Source organism: Olleya sp. R77988 (genome assembly GCF_044594215.1).
Classification (GTDB): Bacteria; Bacteroidota; Bacteroidia; order Flavobacteriales; family Flavobacteriaceae; genus Olleya.
Window position 1 is genome coordinate 3,144,201 of sequence record NZ_CP138988.1, and the last position, 17,191, is coordinate 3,161,391.

At 31.7% G+C, this 17,191-nt stretch carries 12 protein-coding genes; 6 read left to right on the plus strand and 6 right to left on the minus strand.

Features of this window, described 5'->3' with window-relative positions:
* Nucleotides 1-80 precede the first annotated feature (80 nt).
* From SJY17_RS14305 to SJY17_RS14315, 3 genes are read left to right on the plus strand one after another with little or no spacing between them, the layout of a single operon-like run.
* Nucleotides 81-3,068: an amidohydrolase family protein gene (locus tag SJY17_RS14305; RefSeq protein WP_397363249.1), complete on the plus strand. Its 2,988-nt coding sequence runs from the start codon at nucleotides 81-83 to the stop codon at nucleotides 3,066-3,068.
* A 4-nt stretch (nucleotides 3,069-3,072) separates the two neighbouring features.
* Entirely contained in the window at nucleotides 3,073-4,365 is a 1,293-nt protein-coding gene (locus SJY17_RS14310; protein ID WP_397363250.1) for an amidohydrolase family protein, read from the plus strand.
* A gap of 17 nt (nucleotides 4,366-4,382) precedes the next feature.
* Nucleotides 4,383-4,742 (plus strand): hypothetical protein, encoded by a 360-nt coding sequence (locus SJY17_RS14315; RefSeq protein ID WP_397363251.1) that lies wholly within the window; start codon nucleotides 4,383-4,385, stop codon nucleotides 4,740-4,742.
* Between the two features lie 46 nt (nucleotides 4,743-4,788).
* Here SJY17_RS14315 and SJY17_RS14320 read toward each other — a convergent pair whose 3' ends face one another.
* Both SJY17_RS14320 and SJY17_RS14325 read right to left on the minus strand, forming a co-directional pair.
* On the minus strand, nucleotides 4,789-5,601 hold the full coding sequence (locus SJY17_RS14320) for a DUF6503 family protein (RefSeq protein ID WP_397363252.1): 813 nt from the start codon (nucleotides 5,599-5,601) through the stop codon (nucleotides 4,789-4,791).
* A 127-nt stretch (nucleotides 5,602-5,728) separates the two neighbouring features.
* The gene (locus SJY17_RS14325; RefSeq protein ID WP_397363253.1) at nucleotides 5,729-10,585 is read right to left on the minus strand and encodes a T9SS type A sorting domain-containing protein; all 4,857 of its coding nucleotides are present in this window, start codon (nucleotides 10,583-10,585) and stop codon (nucleotides 5,729-5,731) included.
* Between the two features lie 186 nt (nucleotides 10,586-10,771).
* Here SJY17_RS14325 and SJY17_RS14330 point away from each other — a divergent pair, with 186 nt between their 5' ends.
* The 3 genes from SJY17_RS14330 to SJY17_RS14340 all read left to right on the plus strand — a co-directional run bounded on the left by SJY17_RS14330 (nucleotide 10,772) and on the right by SJY17_RS14340 (nucleotide 12,727).
* Nucleotides 10,772-11,569 carry a TrmH family RNA methyltransferase gene (locus tag SJY17_RS14330; protein ID WP_397363254.1) on the plus strand — a complete coding sequence of 266 codons (798 nt, stop codon included), beginning with the start codon at nucleotides 10,772-10,774 and terminating at the stop codon, nucleotides 11,567-11,569.
* A 262-nt stretch (nucleotides 11,570-11,831) separates the two neighbouring features.
* A complete protein-coding gene (locus SJY17_RS14335) occupies nucleotides 11,832-12,146 on the plus strand; it encodes a Crp/Fnr family transcriptional regulator (protein ID WP_397363255.1) in 315 nt (104 codons plus the stop codon).
* 113 nt (nucleotides 12,147-12,259) lie between these two features.
* The gene (locus tag SJY17_RS14340) at nucleotides 12,260-12,727 is read left to right on the plus strand and encodes a GNAT family N-acetyltransferase (RefSeq protein WP_397363256.1); all 468 of its coding nucleotides are present in this window, start codon (nucleotides 12,260-12,262) and stop codon (nucleotides 12,725-12,727) included.
* Between the two features lie 10 nt (nucleotides 12,728-12,737).
* Here SJY17_RS14340 and SJY17_RS14345 read toward each other — a convergent pair whose 3' ends face one another.
* The 4 genes from SJY17_RS14345 to guaA form a co-directional block, all read right to left on the minus strand.
* A complete protein-coding gene (locus SJY17_RS14345; protein WP_397363257.1) occupies nucleotides 12,738-12,971 on the minus strand; it encodes a DUF3820 family protein in 234 nt (77 codons plus the stop codon).
* Nucleotides 12,971-13,519, minus strand: coding sequence for a hypothetical protein (locus SJY17_RS14350; RefSeq protein ID WP_397363258.1), 549 nt, complete (start codon nucleotides 13,517-13,519; stop codon nucleotides 12,971-12,973). Before SJY17_RS14350 ends, SJY17_RS14345 begins: the two co-directional genes overlap by 1 nt.
* Nucleotides 13,520-13,555: 36 nt before the next feature.
* Complete coding sequence (locus SJY17_RS14355) at nucleotides 13,556-15,496, minus strand: LysM peptidoglycan-binding domain-containing protein (RefSeq protein ID WP_397363259.1); 1,941 nt, start codon at nucleotides 15,494-15,496, stop codon at nucleotides 13,556-13,558.
* 122 nt (nucleotides 15,497-15,618) lie between these two features.
* Nucleotides 15,619-17,154, minus strand: coding sequence for a glutamine-hydrolyzing GMP synthase (gene guaA / locus SJY17_RS14360; RefSeq protein ID WP_397364887.1), 1,536 nt, complete (start codon nucleotides 17,152-17,154; stop codon nucleotides 15,619-15,621).
* Nucleotides 17,155-17,191 lie beyond the last annotated feature (37 nt).

The following is a 17,191-nucleotide window of genomic DNA, read 5'->3' on the forward strand; positions in this document are numbered from 1 at the left end:
TAAAATCTATGTTTGCTATTGTTTAGCATATCTCCTAATGCTTATCTTTAAGAAATAATCAACCTTAAACTATTTAATCAATGATTAAAAAATGGGCAATTCTGAGCCTACTATTGTGTAGTTATTTATCTTTTGCGCAAGAGTATGTTCCAAAAAATGATGGTGTAAAAACCAATACTTCCAACTATACAGCTTTTACAAATGCCAAAATTTACATCACACCAAATCAAGTGGTTAATAATGGAACATTATTAATTAAAGATGGCAAAGTAGTAGCTTCCGGAGCTTCTGTTAGCATCCCAAAAAACGCTGTAGTAGTTGATCTTTCTGGCAAAACTATTTATCCATCATTTATAGATATTTACACAGATTTTGGTGTTAAAAAACCTAGCAGTCCAGATGGACACAACCGTACTCCGCAATATGATGCAGCACGAGAAGGTTATTATTGGAATGACCATATTAGACCAGACCAAAATGCAATTGATTATTTTGAATTTGATAGTAAAAAAGCAAAAGAACTACGTAAAGCTGGTTTTGGAGTTGTTAATTCTCATATTGACGATGGTATTATACAAGGAACTGGTGTTTTGGTTACTCTAGCTGCTGACGGAAGTGATGCAACCAGACTTTTAGATGAAAAAGTTGGTCAGTTTACAGGAACATCAAAAAGCAAAACCTCAAGACAAGCCTACCCAACCTCTTTAATGGGAACTATGGCTTTATTACGTCAAGTAAACCATGATGCAAATTGGTACGCAAAAGGAAACATAAAAGAAAAAGATAGAGCTTTAGAAGCCTATTTAGCAAATAAAAATGAAGTACAATTTTTTAATGCTGGAAAAAAAGTAAACGCATTGCGTTTTGATAAAATTGGTGATCAATTTGGATTTCAATATGTATTTGTTGGTGGTGGTGATGAATATGAATTAATTAAGGATATTAAAGCTACAAATGCAAAATTTATCTTGCCACTAAATTTTCCAGATGCTTATGACATGGAAGATCCTTTATTAGCCAAATCTGTAAGTCTAGAAGATTTAAAAGCTTGGAACCAAAGTCCTGCTAACCCAAAAATATTAGCTGACAACAATATCCAATTTGCGTTAACTACCCACAAATTAAAAGATGCTAAAGAGTTGATGCCAAATCTTTTAAAAGCTATCAAGTATGGTTTAGATAAAACTAAAGCATTAGAAGCCTTAACTACTATTCCTGCCAGTATTATTGGTAAATCGTCTGAATTAGGTCATCTTAAAACTGGTGCATACGCTAATTTTTTAATTACATCTGGTGATGTTTTTGATAAAAAAACAACGATTTATCAAAATTGGGTGACTGGTGTTAAAGATGAAATAAAGCCAATGAATACCAAAGATTTACGTGGTAATTATACTTTTAATTTAGATAATACTGATTATGAATTAGTAATTTCTGGCGAAGTGGATAAGCTTAAATCTAAAGTTAAAACTGAAGTTAAAGAATTTGGTTCTAAACTAAGTTATAAAGACAATTGGATGCGATTAACATTCTCGACTGTAGACACCACAAAACAAGAGTTTATCAGAGTGGTTTCAAACATTACAAACACAAATACTTTAGAAGGTAAAGCTATTTATCCTAACGGAAATGAAACTGCATTTTTTGCTACTAAAAAAGCTAAGGAAGATAAAAAGGACAGCAAAAAAGAAAAAGATAAAAAGGAACAAAAAACACCAATGGTTTATCCTGTAACTTACCCAAATATGGCTTATGGGTTTACTAGTTTACCTCAGCAAGAAACTTTGTTATTTAAAAATGTAACGGTTTGGACTAACGAGAAAGATGGTATTTTAAAAAACACAGATGTTTTAATTAAAAATGGCAAAATCTCTAAAATTGGAAATAATATATCTAGCAGTAATGCTACTATCATTGACGGAAAAGGGAAACATTTAACAGCAGGTATTATTGACGAACATTCGCATATAGCTACAGAAAGTGTTAATGAAGCTGGACATAACAGTACAGCAGAAGTAACTATTGAAGATGTTTTAGACGCTGAGGACGTTGATATTTACCGTAATCTTGCAGGTGGTGTAACTAGTATTCAAATATTACATGGATCTGCTAATCCAATTGGTGGACGATCCGCAATCATCAAACTAAAATGGGGAGAAAAAGCCGATAATTTAGTGTATGAGAATAGCCCAAAATTTATCAAATTTGCTTTAGGAGAAAATGTAAAACAATCCAATTGGGGAGACAATGCCAGAACACGTTTTCCGCAAACTAGAATGGGAGTAGAACAAGTATTTACGGATTATTTCCAACGTGCTAAAGAGTATGATGCTTTAAAGAAAAGCGGTAAACCTTACAGAAAAGATTTAGAACTTGAAGTTATTGCAGAAATAATAAATAAAGAACGCTTTGTGTCCTGTCATTCTTATGTACAAAGCGAGATTAATATGTTAATGACAGTTGCTGATAAATTTAATTTTAATATCAACACCTTTACACATATTTTAGAAGGCTATAAAGTAGCTGATAAAATGGTAAAACATGGTGTTGGAGGATCGACGTTCTCTGATTGGTGGGCTTATAAGTATGAAGTCAATGATGCCATTCCTTTTAATGCACCAATTATGCATAATGCTGGTGTTTTAGTGGCTATTAATAGTGATGATGCAGAGATGTCAAGACGATTAAATCAAGAAGCAGCAAAAAGTGTTAAATATGGAAATATAAGCGAGGAAGATGCTTGGAAGTTTGTTACACTTAATCCAGCTAAACTATTACATATAGATAACAGAGTTGGTAGTATTAAGGTTGGTAAAGATGCAGATGTTGTATTATGGTCTGACAACCCATTATCTATTTACGCTAAAGCGGAAAAAACAATTATAGAAGGAACAATCTATTTTGATATAGAACGTGATGAGCAACTTAGAGACGCTATTAAAAAAGAGAAAAACGAATTAACTACGTTAATGCTTCAAGCTAAAAACAAAGGGTTAAAAACAAAACCAATTGAAAAGAAAGAAAAAGAGCTTTTACACTGTGATTCTATTGATCATCAACACAACTAATACCATGAAAAAACTAAATATATTATTATTAACACTATTGGTTTCGTCAATTGGTTTTGCACAACAAACTCCTGCTGACAAACAAACAAAAGCCATTACTATAGAAGGTGCGACAGCACACTTAGGTAATGGAGAAGTTATTAACAACGCTTTAATTATGTTTGAAAATGGCAAACTAACTTTTGTTGGAAGTGCCACTACTAAAATTGCCAGGCAAGGAACTATAATTGACGCAAAAGGAAAACACGTGTATCCAGGTTTTATAGCACCAAACTCTACTTTAGGATTAGTAGAAGTTGATGCTGTTAGAGCAAGTAACGACAAAGACGAAGTTGGCGCAATGAATCCACATATACGCAGTATAATTGCTTATAATACAGAATCCAAAGTAGTTGAATCCATGCGACCAAACGGAGTTTTAATGGCACAAATCACACCTCGTGGTGGACGTGTATCTGGAACTTCAAGTATTGTACAATTAGATGCTTGGAACTGGGAAGATGCTGTTATTAAAGAGGATGATGGGATTCATTTAAATTGGCCAAGTAATTATTCTAGAGGTCGTTGGTGGTTAGGAGAACCTAATGTTTTGAAAGAAAACAAAAACTACAGCAAACAAGTAGAAGAATTAACAGATTACTTTACCCAAAGTAAAGCCTACAATGCAAGTAATAAATCACCAAAAAATCTTCCTTTTGAAGCATTACAAGGTTTAATTAATAGCTCAAAAAAATTGTTTGTTCATGTTGATAATGAAAAAGGAATAACAGACGCTATTAATTTTGTAAAAGCACAAAACATAAAAAATGTTGTTATTGTTGGTGGTTATGAAGCAAATAATGTTGCCGAATTATTAAAACAAAACAACATTCCTGTGTTATTACAACGCACACACTCTAGACCTAAAGGAGATGACCATGATTATGATTTACCTTATAAATTAGCGACACAGTTAGTAAATTCTGGTGTTTTAGTTGGTTTAGAAAACTCTGGAGATATGGAGCGTATGAATACTAGAAACCTACCTTTTTTAGCAGGAACAACAGTTGCACATGGATTAACAAAAGCACAAGCCTTAAGTTTAATTACTTTAAATACCGCTAAAATATTAGGTATTGATGATACTGTTGGGTCTTTAGAAGTTGGAAAAGATGCAACACTATTTATAAGCGAAGGTGATGCTTTAGATATGCGTACCAATAAATTAGAAAAAGCTTTTATACAAGGTCGAGATATTAGTTTAGAGACACATCAGACAGAATTATATAAACGCTATTCTAAAAAATACAAACAATAAATTAAATTTAAAATATTATGAAATATTTATTTACTTTCTGTTTTACTTTATTTAGTTATTTGGGAATTTCTCAAGAAGTTATTGTTGAAAACAACCCAGAAAACAATCTTGATTTAACTATAAACTACAAAGGATTTGATACTATTTATAGTAATCTTAGAGCTATTAGTGAAAACATAAACGAAACAACAACTATAATAAAACGTTTTGACGAAATAAGACAAGGTCAGTTAATCATAAATACAGAAAACATTGGTCAATCCTTTGAAGGGCTTAAAATGGATATTAGACCTAGTTTAGACGTAGAACTACAACGCATTATGTTTACTGGTAACTTTATTAATCCACGAAGAGCTCAGGTAATAATAAGTCAATAAAAAAAGCGACCAAATGGTCGCTTTTTATTTACCGTATAAATATTTACTAATCTACATAATTAGCTTTTTCAGGTTTTTCAAATAATGAATTATTAGGTGCAACTTTATTGATTTTTACATCTGTAAAAACATTAGGTGCTTTAGGTGTAGTTGGTTTATCATTTTTATAACCGTAACCTGTAATAGATTTTGGTACAAGTAAACCATTAACTTCTTGCCAATCGTTATATCGTCTAAAATGAAACTCTTTAGTATCAATTCCTGGCACAAAATTAACAGTATACCCTAACCACTCCATTATATAAGTTTCTGGATTATAAAATAACAAATACTGATCTTCAGGTGTTTCTCCAACTCCACTTTGATAAGTTATTTTAATTCCAGGATACGTAACACCTTCAAAAACCAAGGGTTCTGTTTCTGAGTAATCAATCCCATCATCTGACATTATAAAAGGCATTGCATAAAAATAAAACATCAAATTATATCCAAATTTTGGATCATAACCTTTGTAAGCTTGATTTGTTTTATTTAATAACCATGGTTGTTTACCATCAAATCCAATACTGTAATTAGTTGCATCAATTAATGCTTTTCTATTAACAAGATTGGTTATTGTAACCTCTTTGCCATCAGGTTTTGTTTGAGTGTATTCTAAGGATTTCATTAATTTCCATAAATCAATTCCTCCATGTGCATTAAATACTTTTGTTAAATTTTCTGGATAAATAGACGTGGTTACATCTAATTTTTCTTTTGAATAGTCTATTCCTTTTGTGGTTTCGGTTTTTGTGTTGGTTTCATTTTTACAAGATGTTAGCGATAACATAATTAATAAAGCTAATGATAATTGTTTCATATTAAAAGTTTTTTTGAATAATGACATAGGTCGAAATTAATTACAATTCTTTACAAAAAAAAGCTTCAGTAATAATACTGAAGCTTTAATTTAAGATTAATTATACAATCTTATTATAATTTTTAATCTATTTTACGATTAATTTTTGAATGTGTTCTATGTTACTATTTTTTAGTTTTACAAAGTACATTCCGCTTTCTAAATTACTAACATTAAATGCTTGTATAGTATCAGTATTTACAGTCGTTGAAAATACTTGCTTACCTTGTATGTCAATTACTGTCAAGGCGAAGCTTCCGCGTAAAGCGTTACTAAAACGAATATTTACTTCTGCATTAGCTGGATTTGGGTACAAACTAAATCCATTTATGCCAAATTCTGCAACAGATAATTGAGGTGCTACAAAAGTAGTTGTAAATGTATTGGTAATTACTGCTGCATTGAAATCAAAATAAATCTCAGCGGTATTTGGGATTACAGTTCCAACATTATAACCTGCTAAAGGTTTGATTTTGTATACCACATACCCATGACTACCTCTTTCATCTTGCACTTCTGCTGGCAGATTTATGTTGTCAAATGTCCATGTTAATTGATTGTTTAGTCTGTGCATAACTACGTCATGACTAGAATCTATCATTTGTATTGTAGCATTATCCAATAAGGCATCCAAAGTGTTTTCTATTCTTATATTTATTGCTTCTGCAGTTCCTAAGTTTTGAAAACGTATTGTGTAATATAAATACTCATTAGTGGTTATAAAATCGTCATAAACTATTTCTGGACCATAAGATTCTGTAATATCATTTGGATCGTAAGACCCAACAACTTCTTGGGTTACTGAAGCAGAATTATTAGTTGATACAATATCATTTGCTACTGTAGTGTATGATACACTATTGGTTAACATTGTCCCTAAAGCGACCGTTGCAGGCACTGTCATATCTGCATACATTGTAATGGTTTGTCCAGGTTGAAGATTAACAAAATCGTAAATAAAACCAGTTGCAGTAAGCGTAATTGTTCCTGTTGCTGGTGGGTTCCATACTTCTACAAAATTAACAGCTGCATCGTGCACAAACTCTACACTTCCAGAAGTTACTGTTGTTGCTCCTAAGTTTTCTATTACAACATTATTCCAATATAAAAATCCTGGAACTGGAGAAATTGAAGGCACTAAATAGACTGCTACATCTTCGCATTGTACTACTTCGACTATTGGAATATCAACAACTGTTGTGTTTCCTGCTGTAGCATTTATGTTTTCAAATAACGAAGTTGGTATACTATAACAGCTTTCATAACCTGGAGTGACAGCAAATGTGATATCATATGTATTAGCATCATCATTATTAAAAATTGTAAAACTTCCGGTTGTAGAATTTACTGTGTTTATAATTGTATCATCATTAACTTCATAAGTGAAAAACCCATTACTAAATGGTGTATCATTACCATTAAAAACACCATCATTATTTAAGTCTAAAAAGGCATTAACTTCTATAAAACTAACTGTTGAAGCACAAAATACATCAACATCTAACGATGTATAATTATTGCTACTACAACCAATAGATCCATCCGAAGCTACTGTAAATGATATTGAATCTCCTGTTGATGTAAATGTTAACCCTGAAACGTCTCCAGAATTACCATATGGTGTTGTTGTGTTTAAATTTGTTGAACCATCAGAGTCATAAACAATAAGCTCGTCAAAATTATTTTCTACTTGTCCTGCATTAAACACCATGGTTAATGGTAACCCATCATTACTTGTATAAGTAAATAGTGTTGTGTCACTATTTTCATAACAATAGGTAACATTTACTGGCTGATTTGTTGTACAATCTACTGTAAAGTTAGTTTGTGGTAAAGTAGTAAAACTGTCTAAACAAGTCCAATTACTAAATCCATCTACTCCACAATCTGCACGTACACAAACTTCATAAGCTGTATTATAGTTTAAACCAGTTACCACAACTGGGTTTGTATTAGTTAATATTCCTGCAGTTGTAGGTGTTCCTGTTCCAACTGGTTGGATAATATATTCCCATGAGGTTTCAGTACCATTTGCTGTCCAAGAAACATCTGCAGTAGTATCTGTTATATTAACAACTGTAATATTACTTGGTGCTACACAAAAACTACCACATGTTTGGACACGTAAAAGGTCAATAGCTAGATCTCCTTCAAAACCAGTACCAGAAGCGCCATAACTAATTTCTATATAAATAACTTGACCTAAAAAAGCATCAAGATTAACTCCAACTGGCAACCAAGCTTCTGTATCTGTAGCCTGATACTCTCCAGCCCAAGAAAATATGTTTGTATAATTACCAGTAGCTGAGTTTGAAACACCAATATTTAAAGTTCCAATATCTGCACCAAATGCATGCATATAAAATGACAACTCTGCAGTAGTTAATGCATTAGTTAAATCTATTGCTGGACTAATTGCTGTTGCTATAGTTGAAGAATTACCACTTGCTTCATATTCTAAATGAGAATTACCACTAAAAGAAGCAAAAGGACCTGTTCCTGAAGAGTTTGTATCTCCAGCAGTAACATCCCATTCTCCATTCGAACCACCAAACATAGTTCCTGTCCAACCACTTGGTGTATCTGTTTCAAAATCTTCAGTAAAAATATAAGCGGAAGGTTCTGCTCCACAATTTACACCAACTGGTGGTGAAGGAATACTTCTAGTTGTAAAGCTTTCTTCCATACAACCTACAGCGTCTCCATTAGTATTATAAGGTGTAATAGTAACAAAATACATAGTATCTGAATCTAAAGTTGCAGGTGTGTATGTTGATACATTTCCTAAATCTAAATCATCAACTACAATAAGTCCAGTAGCTGTTAAAATTGTTAGTCTATATCCAACAACTACTCCAGTTGCATTATTCCATATTAAATCAATGTTTTCATTTACATTAGTAGCTCCATTTAAAGGTGTGCTAAGTGAGGTACAACTAGGTACAGCTGTAGTATTAACACATGTTATATCAAAATCCCAAGGACTACTAGTACATCCAATAACAGATCCATCTGAAGTAACACCAATTGTAATTGTGCTTCCTGAAGAAACATAAGTTAGCCCAGTTAAATCTCCACTGTTTCCATATGGTGTTTGTAAATTAAGGTCTGTTACACCATCTGAATCTAAAATAATTACTTCGTCATAATTATTTTCTGTTAATCCAGAGTTAAATACTACTTGTAATGGAGAACCATCAGTACTTTCAAATGTAAATTGAGTCGTGTCATTATTATCATAGCAAAATGTAGTATTTACAGAAGTACCACAAGTTACTGGTGTTGGTGTTATCGAACAGTCTTCAACAGTAATATTAAAACTAGTGGTAGAATAACAGTCTGTTTGTGTTGGAAGTACTCTAACATAAATGGTTTCATTTTGAGTTGCTATATAGTTAGTAGAATTTGTAATTGGGTTTGTATCATTATCAGCATCACTTTGCGTTGTATAAAAAATTATTTGATAAGTATAATTAGCAGGCGTATTTTGTACAATATTTATTGTCTGATCTGTCAAACTAATAACCTCGTTTGCACATATAGTAATGTCGTTAGGTGTGGAAAGTATAGGTGTGTCATAACTAAACACTTCTATAGAACTAGTACTTTGACATCCTGTTGTTGTATCTATAATATCAACCGTATAAATACCTCCAATATTAGTGGTTATAGTTGCAGTATTTTCGCCAGTATTCCATTGATACACAAAATTTGGATCTAGATTAGGATTTAATATAATTGTTTCTCCATCACAAATAGAACTATCTAAATCAAAATTTGCAATTGGTGGATCAATTAATAATAGATCAATAGTAGTCATAACATAATTACCAGTTGCAATTTCTGTAACTCCTGCATAAACTATTGGTATATTAGGGCTATAATTATAAGCAGTTGCATTAGCTATTGGATTAGTTTGTAATAAAGCATCATCATATATTTCATAATAAACTATAGAATAGTCATTAGGATTTAAATTGCCTAATATATCTGGATTTGCTATTGTCAAATCAAACATTATATTTCCTGTAGCATTATTATCATTACAACTTTCTAGAGTTGCAGGATTAACTTGAAAAGACGCATTTTGTGGGTTAACAACTAAATCTAAAGTTACAGTGCTATAACATCCAGAAACTAAATCCTCTACTCTCACATATACTGTTTGTGGATTTGCAATATTTGTATAAGGTGAAGTCAATGCATTTGTATTAGAGTAGGCATCTGTTTGAGTTTCGTGATATGAGACAGTATAGTCAGGATTACCACCAGTTATCTCATTATCTTTAGTTGTTAAATCAAAAGCTGTAAACCCATCAGGAATATTGTCATCAATCATTTCTAATGGAGAAGGTTGGTTTATTGCTACTGCATCAACAAATAAATTAAAAGTAGTAATATTTGAAGAACATACACCAGAAATATCTTCAACAACTGCAAAGATTAGTTGTGGGTTTACCGTATTAGTAAACGGAGAAGATAAAGGGTTGGTATTTGCATCAGCATCTGCTTGAGTTATATAATAAGACACATAAAAATTATTAGGATCTTGATTCCCTAAAACGCTATAATCTTGGACTTGTAAATCAAAAACGCCTATACCGTTACCAGTACCATCACACAAAAATAAATCAGGAGGTGTATTAGCAATTGGCGCATCTAAAACTGTAAGGTTTTGAGTACTAGAAGCTGGTTGATTACCATTTGTAGTATACTCAATGGTATAAGTAACACCAGATATTCCATTAGTTACTGTTCCTGAAGTTGCATCTATTGTAACTGCATCAGTTGGAATTGGATTAAATGTAAATGTTCCTCCTGGAGTTCCAGTAACCACAGATGTTCCACCTTCACAATTTGGAGTTACATAAAATGAAGGGTCATCTTGAGAATATCCGATAATGGAAATAAAAAAAGTAAATAAAAAAAGTAGTTTTTGATTCATGATAAGCGATATATTGATTAGTAGTATTGATAAAACATCTAAAAAGGAAATTTTCCTACTTCTAGGTTTCTAATTAGATGAAAAAAAAACAAAAGGTTGCGTTAAAATGACAATTAATTTAATTAAAATGCAACAGAATTAGCTTAAATTTGTTTAGCTATAAATATAAGCATTTCAAATATATAAATGAATACTAAACAGATAAGTAGCACTCAAAATCCGTTAATTAAGCACATTGTTTTATTAAAAGACAAGTCACGGGAACGAAAAAAAACAAATACATTTATTATTGAAGGAGAAAGAGAGATTGGACTTGCAATAAAAGGAAACTACAGTATTAATACTATCTTGTTTTATCCTGATATTTTTGATCCATCTAAACTAAGTCAATTCCCTAAAGATATTGAGTGTATTGAAATCTCAAAAGATGTCTATCAAAAAATAGCATATCGGGATACTACTGAAGGGATTGTTGCTATTGCTAAAAGTAAGACTCATGATTTAAACTATATTACTTTCTCAAACAAAAACCCATTAATTTTAATAGCTGAAGCACCTGAAAAACCTGGTAATATTGGAGCCATTTTACGTACTGCTGATGCTGCAATTGTGGATGCAGTAATTATTGCCAATCCTATAACAGATTTATATAACCCAAACATTATACGCTCAAGCGTTGGCTGTGTGTTTACCAATCAAATTGCAACAGGAAGTACAAAAGATATTATCACTTTTTTAAACCAAAATAACATTGCGATTTATAGTGCAATTTTACAAGATGCAGAAGACTATCACGTACAAGATTACACAAAAGCAACTGCTTTAGTAGTTGGTACAGAAGCAGATGGATTAAGCAATGCTTGGAGAATTGCTTCTAAGCAAAATATAAAAATACCAATGCAAGGCGCAATAGATTCTATGAATGTATCTGTAGCTGCTGGAATCCTTATTTTTGAAGCTAAACGTCAACGTAATTTTGAGTAATTCTGTATTTAACCCATGAAAGAATTTATAGAATACATCAATAAAATTAGTTCAATAAAAGAGGACACTTTTAAAAAACTACAACAATGCTTTAAACCTATACAACTTAAAAAAAATGATTTTTTTGTAAGAGATGGAGAATATGCTCAACAAATTGGATTTCTACAACAAGGCATTGTTAGAGCTTATTTTTTAAACCAACAAGGTAAAGAATATCAAACAATTTTTTGTAGGACCATCAATAATTGGTGCTTACACATCTTTGCTTACCAAACAACCCAACAGAATAGCACAACAAGCCTTAACAGATTGTCAAATACTAGTTGCAGATTTTAGAGAGCTAGAAAAACTGTATGATAAATTTCATGATTTAGAACGGTTGGGTAGAAAGATTGCAGAATTCTATTTTTTAGAAAAAGAACAAAAAGAAATTGAAATGGCTTTATTAGATGCAGACAAAAAGTATTTAATAATGAGAGAAAAATTTCCTGATTTAGAGTCTGTAATACCTCAATACTACATCGCTTCATATTTAGGAATATCTGCAACACAATTAAGCAGAATTAGAAAAGAGTAATAAACTACTACTTTGTTATTTTTATCATTTTTTTACTAACTTAGTTCCAACCAACGCAACTAGTTAAAAATCAAAAACATTATTTTAGTTTTTTTTATCTCTAAATAAGTAAAATGAATCCAAATATTAAAATTGAATTATTAACAAAAGAGTCTGAGTTTCTAGAAAAAGGAGTAAATTACTTTTGGAAATGTTGGGGAAACGATTCAAATTTTGACTTCTATAATGATTGCATTATGAATTCATTTTCTAACAAGTTTTCTTTACCTAAATTTTACTTACTTTTAAATAATCAAACCATTATTGGTTCTTATGCTCTTCTTACAAATGATATTATCAGTAGACAAGATTTGTTACCTTGGTTTGCTTGTTTATTTGTCGATGAGCAATTTAGGCATAAAGGTTATGCTACAAAACTATTAAATCATGGGCTAAAAGAGGCTTATGAAAAAGGATATAAAAAATTATACCTATCAACGGATTTAAAAGATTTTTATGAAAAAAAAGATTGGAATTTATTTTCTCATGGATATAGTTTAAGTGGAGGAAAATTTAAAATTTATGCTAAATCAACCCTATAACAATTAACCATCACTTAGGAAACTGCTTCTTAATGTTCCAAATTAATTCCTCAAGACCATTTACTTTAAGCGTGTAAACGGTTTCTAGCATCTCTCCTAGTTTTCCTTTTGGAAAACCTTTATTACGGTACCAAACTACATAATACTCTGGTAATTCTATTAAATAACGATCTTTGTATTTTCCGTATGGCATTTTAGTATGTGCCAATTTTATTAGAAAATTTCTGTCAGGTTGTAATTGCACTACCCTTTAGATTTAAATTTTTCTAATGCTTTAAGACGTAAAACTATACTGTCTTTCCATTTTTTCTGACCTTCAACATTTATAGAATAATTACTTTCTGTATCATAATTGTTTTGCATAGTAGCTAAGTCTGCTTCTATGTTTTTATGGATGTTTTGTAGCGTATTTGCTAAATCTTGGTGTAGCTTTACTTCTGCAATTTTTTGTCTAAAAATCCTTGCGTGTAACTCTGTAATATCAAAATGAAGTTGTTCGTGTCCTAATACATGTGGATCTACTTCTTCAGATTTACACCATGAATGTTCTGGATAAAAAAAGGCTTTAACCAATGTTTTAAACCCTTGTATCTTTTGATTACTTCTAAATTTATTAATAGAATAACTAAAAGTTATTCCTGATGCAGTTACTGCTACAGCATCTGTATCTGGATTTGGAGTCCCTTTAAAATCTGCCCAAGATAGTCTGTAACCTTCACTCCATGACATTTCCTCTATTGCATCGCTTTGCAACAGAAAAAAACTAGCGAATATGAAAAAATACTTTAGCATAATTAAGTGTTACCAATAACGCTAAGTTATTGACCATTATTGTTTTACCTCAACAATTTTTAAGTCTTGATAATTTACTAAATAGACAGTATCGTTAAAATAACCTCCAAACAATTGTTTTTTGTAAGCAAATTTATTTTCTACGTAACTAGTTAAAGGTGTCTCGTTTACAGACACATATAAATCCTCAGACGTTGCTAAACGCAACACTACGTCCATTGTGATATCAAAACCTCTTACTGCATAAGTATTAGGCGTAACGTTATACAATGCTTTATAACGTCTTGTAAAACTATTAGACCCTTCTTCACTAAACGATTTATTTATTGACGCATAAGTAAATTGCAAATTAGATAAATGCATATTACTAACTTCCTCATGCTCAAATGCTTTATTTTGGTTAGTTGTAGCTAAAACAACTTTGGTTTTAGCATCAATTTTAGAATTTAAAATACTAGACACATTAGAAACAAAACCTGGGTTTTCTGTTTCTAAAAACACTATGTTTTTTCCTGGTTTTAATACATCTATTATATCTTGATCTAAAATGTAATAGGCATCTTTACCTGTTTTAGTAACTTTTCTAGACATGACAACAGACGCTTTAGAAAACGTCTTTTTTAATGTAGTAGCTGTTGTTTTATTTTTTAAATCTGACACTATAATAAAGTGAGAAGTACTATCTGTTTTAAAATAATTTAGAATTTTGTCCTTCATTAATTTTTCTGAAGGCCTAGACTGAAACACATTTTCTCCTAAATTAACCGTTTTTGTTATTGGAGATATTAAGGGTATGTTTTTATTTTTTAAAGATGCAGCTGCTGTATTAAAATGTTTTGGCATAACAGGCCCAATTACTGCATTAACATTATTAAAACTATTAGACCTTAATATTGTTGCTACTTTACTTTCTCTATTTTCTGTATCGTAAACATCTACTTTTATGTTAATTCCTAAACTAGCTAAGCTATCTAAAGCTATTTTTGCTCCAGAATAAAAATCTAAAGAGATACTTGTGTACCTATCGTTTTTAATAGTCTTTTTTGTATCGTAAACAGAATCCGAATTTATTTTATGCAATTTAAATGGTAACATAATTGCAATATGTTTTGTGCTTCTGTCTGTAATATTTTTTGCTAAATTAAAAGCATCACCTTCTGCTGTTACAGTTGTATTAGAAGTTGTATTATTTTGTCCTGGACCATTATAAGGTATTTTTAAAACCATACCTTCTTTTAAGCCTGTTGTAGATAATTGTGGGTTAAGCTGCTCTAACTGGTCTTGATTTAATCCTGTTTTAAGTTTTAGTCTATAAAAACCTTCTGCTGGCAACACAGTGTAGTAGCTATATTTTTCGTCTATTTGCTTGACTTGATTACCTTCTAAATTTGGAACATTAATGACATTTCCTGGTTGTAAAACTTCTGGCATCCCTGGATTTAAATCCTCTAATGCTTGTACTGTTATACCATATTGGTAAGCAATACGCCATTTACCTTCTTTTGGTTTTACTGTATAAGATTTAGTTGTTGGTTTTGCAACCACAACCTGTTTTGTAATCTTATACAAAGGGATTTGAATTTTATCTCCTTTACGTAAATTATTAGCGTACAATTCTGGATTGTGCTTTTTTATATCTTCTTGAGCTACATTATATTTTTTAGATAAACTGTATAAGGTTTCTTTACGTTTTACTTTATGCTTTTTAAAACCTGTTAATGTTTTAACGTCTGTAACCGTTGGAGTTGTTGTAGCTACAGTTGTTGTATTTGGAATGATTAAAACTGCATTTGTCCTAAGCTCTTTTCTAGCATCTGGATTTAAAGCTAATATTTCGGATTTTGAAACCTTGTACTTAGAGGCTATCTGCTCTATAGTTTCTCCTACTTTTACTTTATGTGTTTTGTAATTTTGCGCTTTCGCGGAAGCACAGCCAAACATGACGACTAGGGTTAAAATATATAGTACTTTTCTCATATGTTTATTATACGTTATAAATTGCGTTAGTGGTTGTAATGGCATCCTTTTTTTTGCTGCCATATATGGCAAAAAAAAGATATAATGGAAGACGCGACCCTTGTGGTAACGCCCAACTTATGTTACTCCCACTCTATTGTTGCTGGTGGTTTACTACTTATGTCGTAAACTACTCTATTAACGCCTTTTACTTTGTTTATTATATTGTTACTTGTTTTTTGTAAAAACTCATAGGGTAAATTTACCCAATCTGCAGTCATACCATCTGTACTTTCTACTGCTCTTAGTGCCACACATTTTTCGTAAGTACGCTCGTCTCCCATTACCCCTACGCTATTTACTGGTAGCAAAATTGCTCCTGCTTGCCATACTTTGTCATACAATCCTGCTTCACGTAATCCGTTTATAAATACTGCATCTACTTCTTGTAGCATACGTACTTTTTCTGCTGTGATGTCTCCTAAAATCCTAATAGCTAAGCCTGGACCTGGAAATGGATGACGTCCTAAAAGCGTTTTATCCATACCCATTGAAGCACCTACACGTCTTACTTCGTCTTTAAATAAAGCTTTTAATGGCTCTACTATTTTTAGTTTCATAAAGTCTGGTAATCCTCCAACATTATGATGACTTTTTATTGTTGCGCTTGGTCCTCCTGTTGCACTGACACTTTCTATAACATCTGGATAAATTGTGCCTTGTGCTAACCATTTTACATCTTCTATTAGGTGTGCTTCATCATCAAAAACTTCGATAAACGCATTACCTATTGCTTTACGCTTTTGTTCTGGATCACTCTTTCCTGCTAATGCATCCAAAAAGCGTGCCGAAGCATCTACTCCTTTTACGTTTAAGCCCATACCTTGGTATTGATCTAAGACTTCAGAAAACTCGTTTTTACGTAATAATCCGTTATTTACGAAGATACAATATAGGTTTTTTCCGATTGCTTTGTGTAATAACATTGCTGCTACTGAGGAATCTACTCCTCCTGACAATCCTAAAACGACTTTATCATCTCCTAATTTTGCTTTTAAATCGTCAACGGTTTCTTGCACAAATGCATTTGGTGTCCAATCTGGATTTACATTTGCAATTTTTACTAGAAAATTTTCTAATAATTGTTTCCCATCTGTACTATGGTAAACTTCTGGATGAAATTGAATAGCATACGTCGTCTCTCCTTCAATTTTATAGGCTGCATTCTGCACATCGTATGTACTTGCTAACAATACTCCATTTTTTGGAAGTACTTTTATAGTATCACTATGGCTCATCCAAACTTGACTTCCTATATGGATACCTTGCAAGAACGTTTCGGTTTCATCTACATGGCTTAGTTTTGCACGACCATATTCTCTTGTATTAGACTCTGCTACTTCACCTCCAGAAAAATGGGCTAAATATTGTGCACCATAACATACTGCTAACATTGGTTTTACACCACGAATGCCTTTTAAATCTGGATGAAAAGCATCATCAGACCTAACAGACATTGGGCTTCCTGAAAGGATTACCGCTTTATAATCGTCTAAGTTTTTTGGAATTTTGTTAAATGGAAATATCTCTGAATAGATATTAAGTTCTCTAACTCTACGTGCAATAAGTTGTGTGTATTGCGATCCGAAATCTAAAATAAGTACTTTGTCGTGTTGCATGCACAAAAATAGTAATTGCATTGGTAATTACTATTGA

Excerpts from the sequence above, each read along its gene's own strand:
- SJY17_RS14315 (WP_397363251.1), top strand. The coding sequence starts at position 4,383 with ATGAAATATTTATTTACTTTCTGTTTTACTTTATTTAGTTATTTGGGA.
- SJY17_RS14340 (WP_397363256.1), top strand. The coding sequence starts at position 12,260 with ATGAATCCAAATATTAAAATTGAATTATTAACAAAAGAGTCTGAGTTT.
- SJY17_RS14355 (WP_397363259.1), bottom strand. The coding sequence starts at position 15,496 with ATGAGAAAAGTACTATATATTTTAACCCTAGTCGTCATGTTTGGCTGT.
- SJY17_RS14325 (WP_397363253.1), bottom strand. The coding sequence starts at position 10,585 with ATGAATCAAAAACTACTTTTTTTATTTACTTTTTTTATTTCCATTATC.
- SJY17_RS14320 (WP_397363252.1), bottom strand. The coding sequence starts at position 5,601 with ATGAAACAATTATCATTAGCTTTATTAATTATGTTATCGCTAACATCT.
- SJY17_RS14350 (WP_397363258.1), bottom strand. The coding sequence starts at position 13,519 with ATGCTAAAGTATTTTTTCATATTCGCTAGTTTTTTTCTGTTGCAAAGC.
- SJY17_RS14310 (WP_397363250.1), top strand. The coding sequence starts at position 3,073 with ATGAAAAAACTAAATATATTATTATTAACACTATTGGTTTCGTCAATT.
- SJY17_RS14330 (WP_397363254.1), top strand. The coding sequence starts at position 10,772 with ATGAATACTAAACAGATAAGTAGCACTCAAAATCCGTTAATTAAGCAC.
- SJY17_RS14305 (WP_397363249.1), top strand. The coding sequence starts at position 81 with ATGATTAAAAAATGGGCAATTCTGAGCCTACTATTGTGTAGTTATTTA.
- guaA (WP_397364887.1), bottom strand. The coding sequence starts at position 17,154 with ATGCAACACGACAAAGTACTTATTTTAGATTTCGGATCGCAATACACA.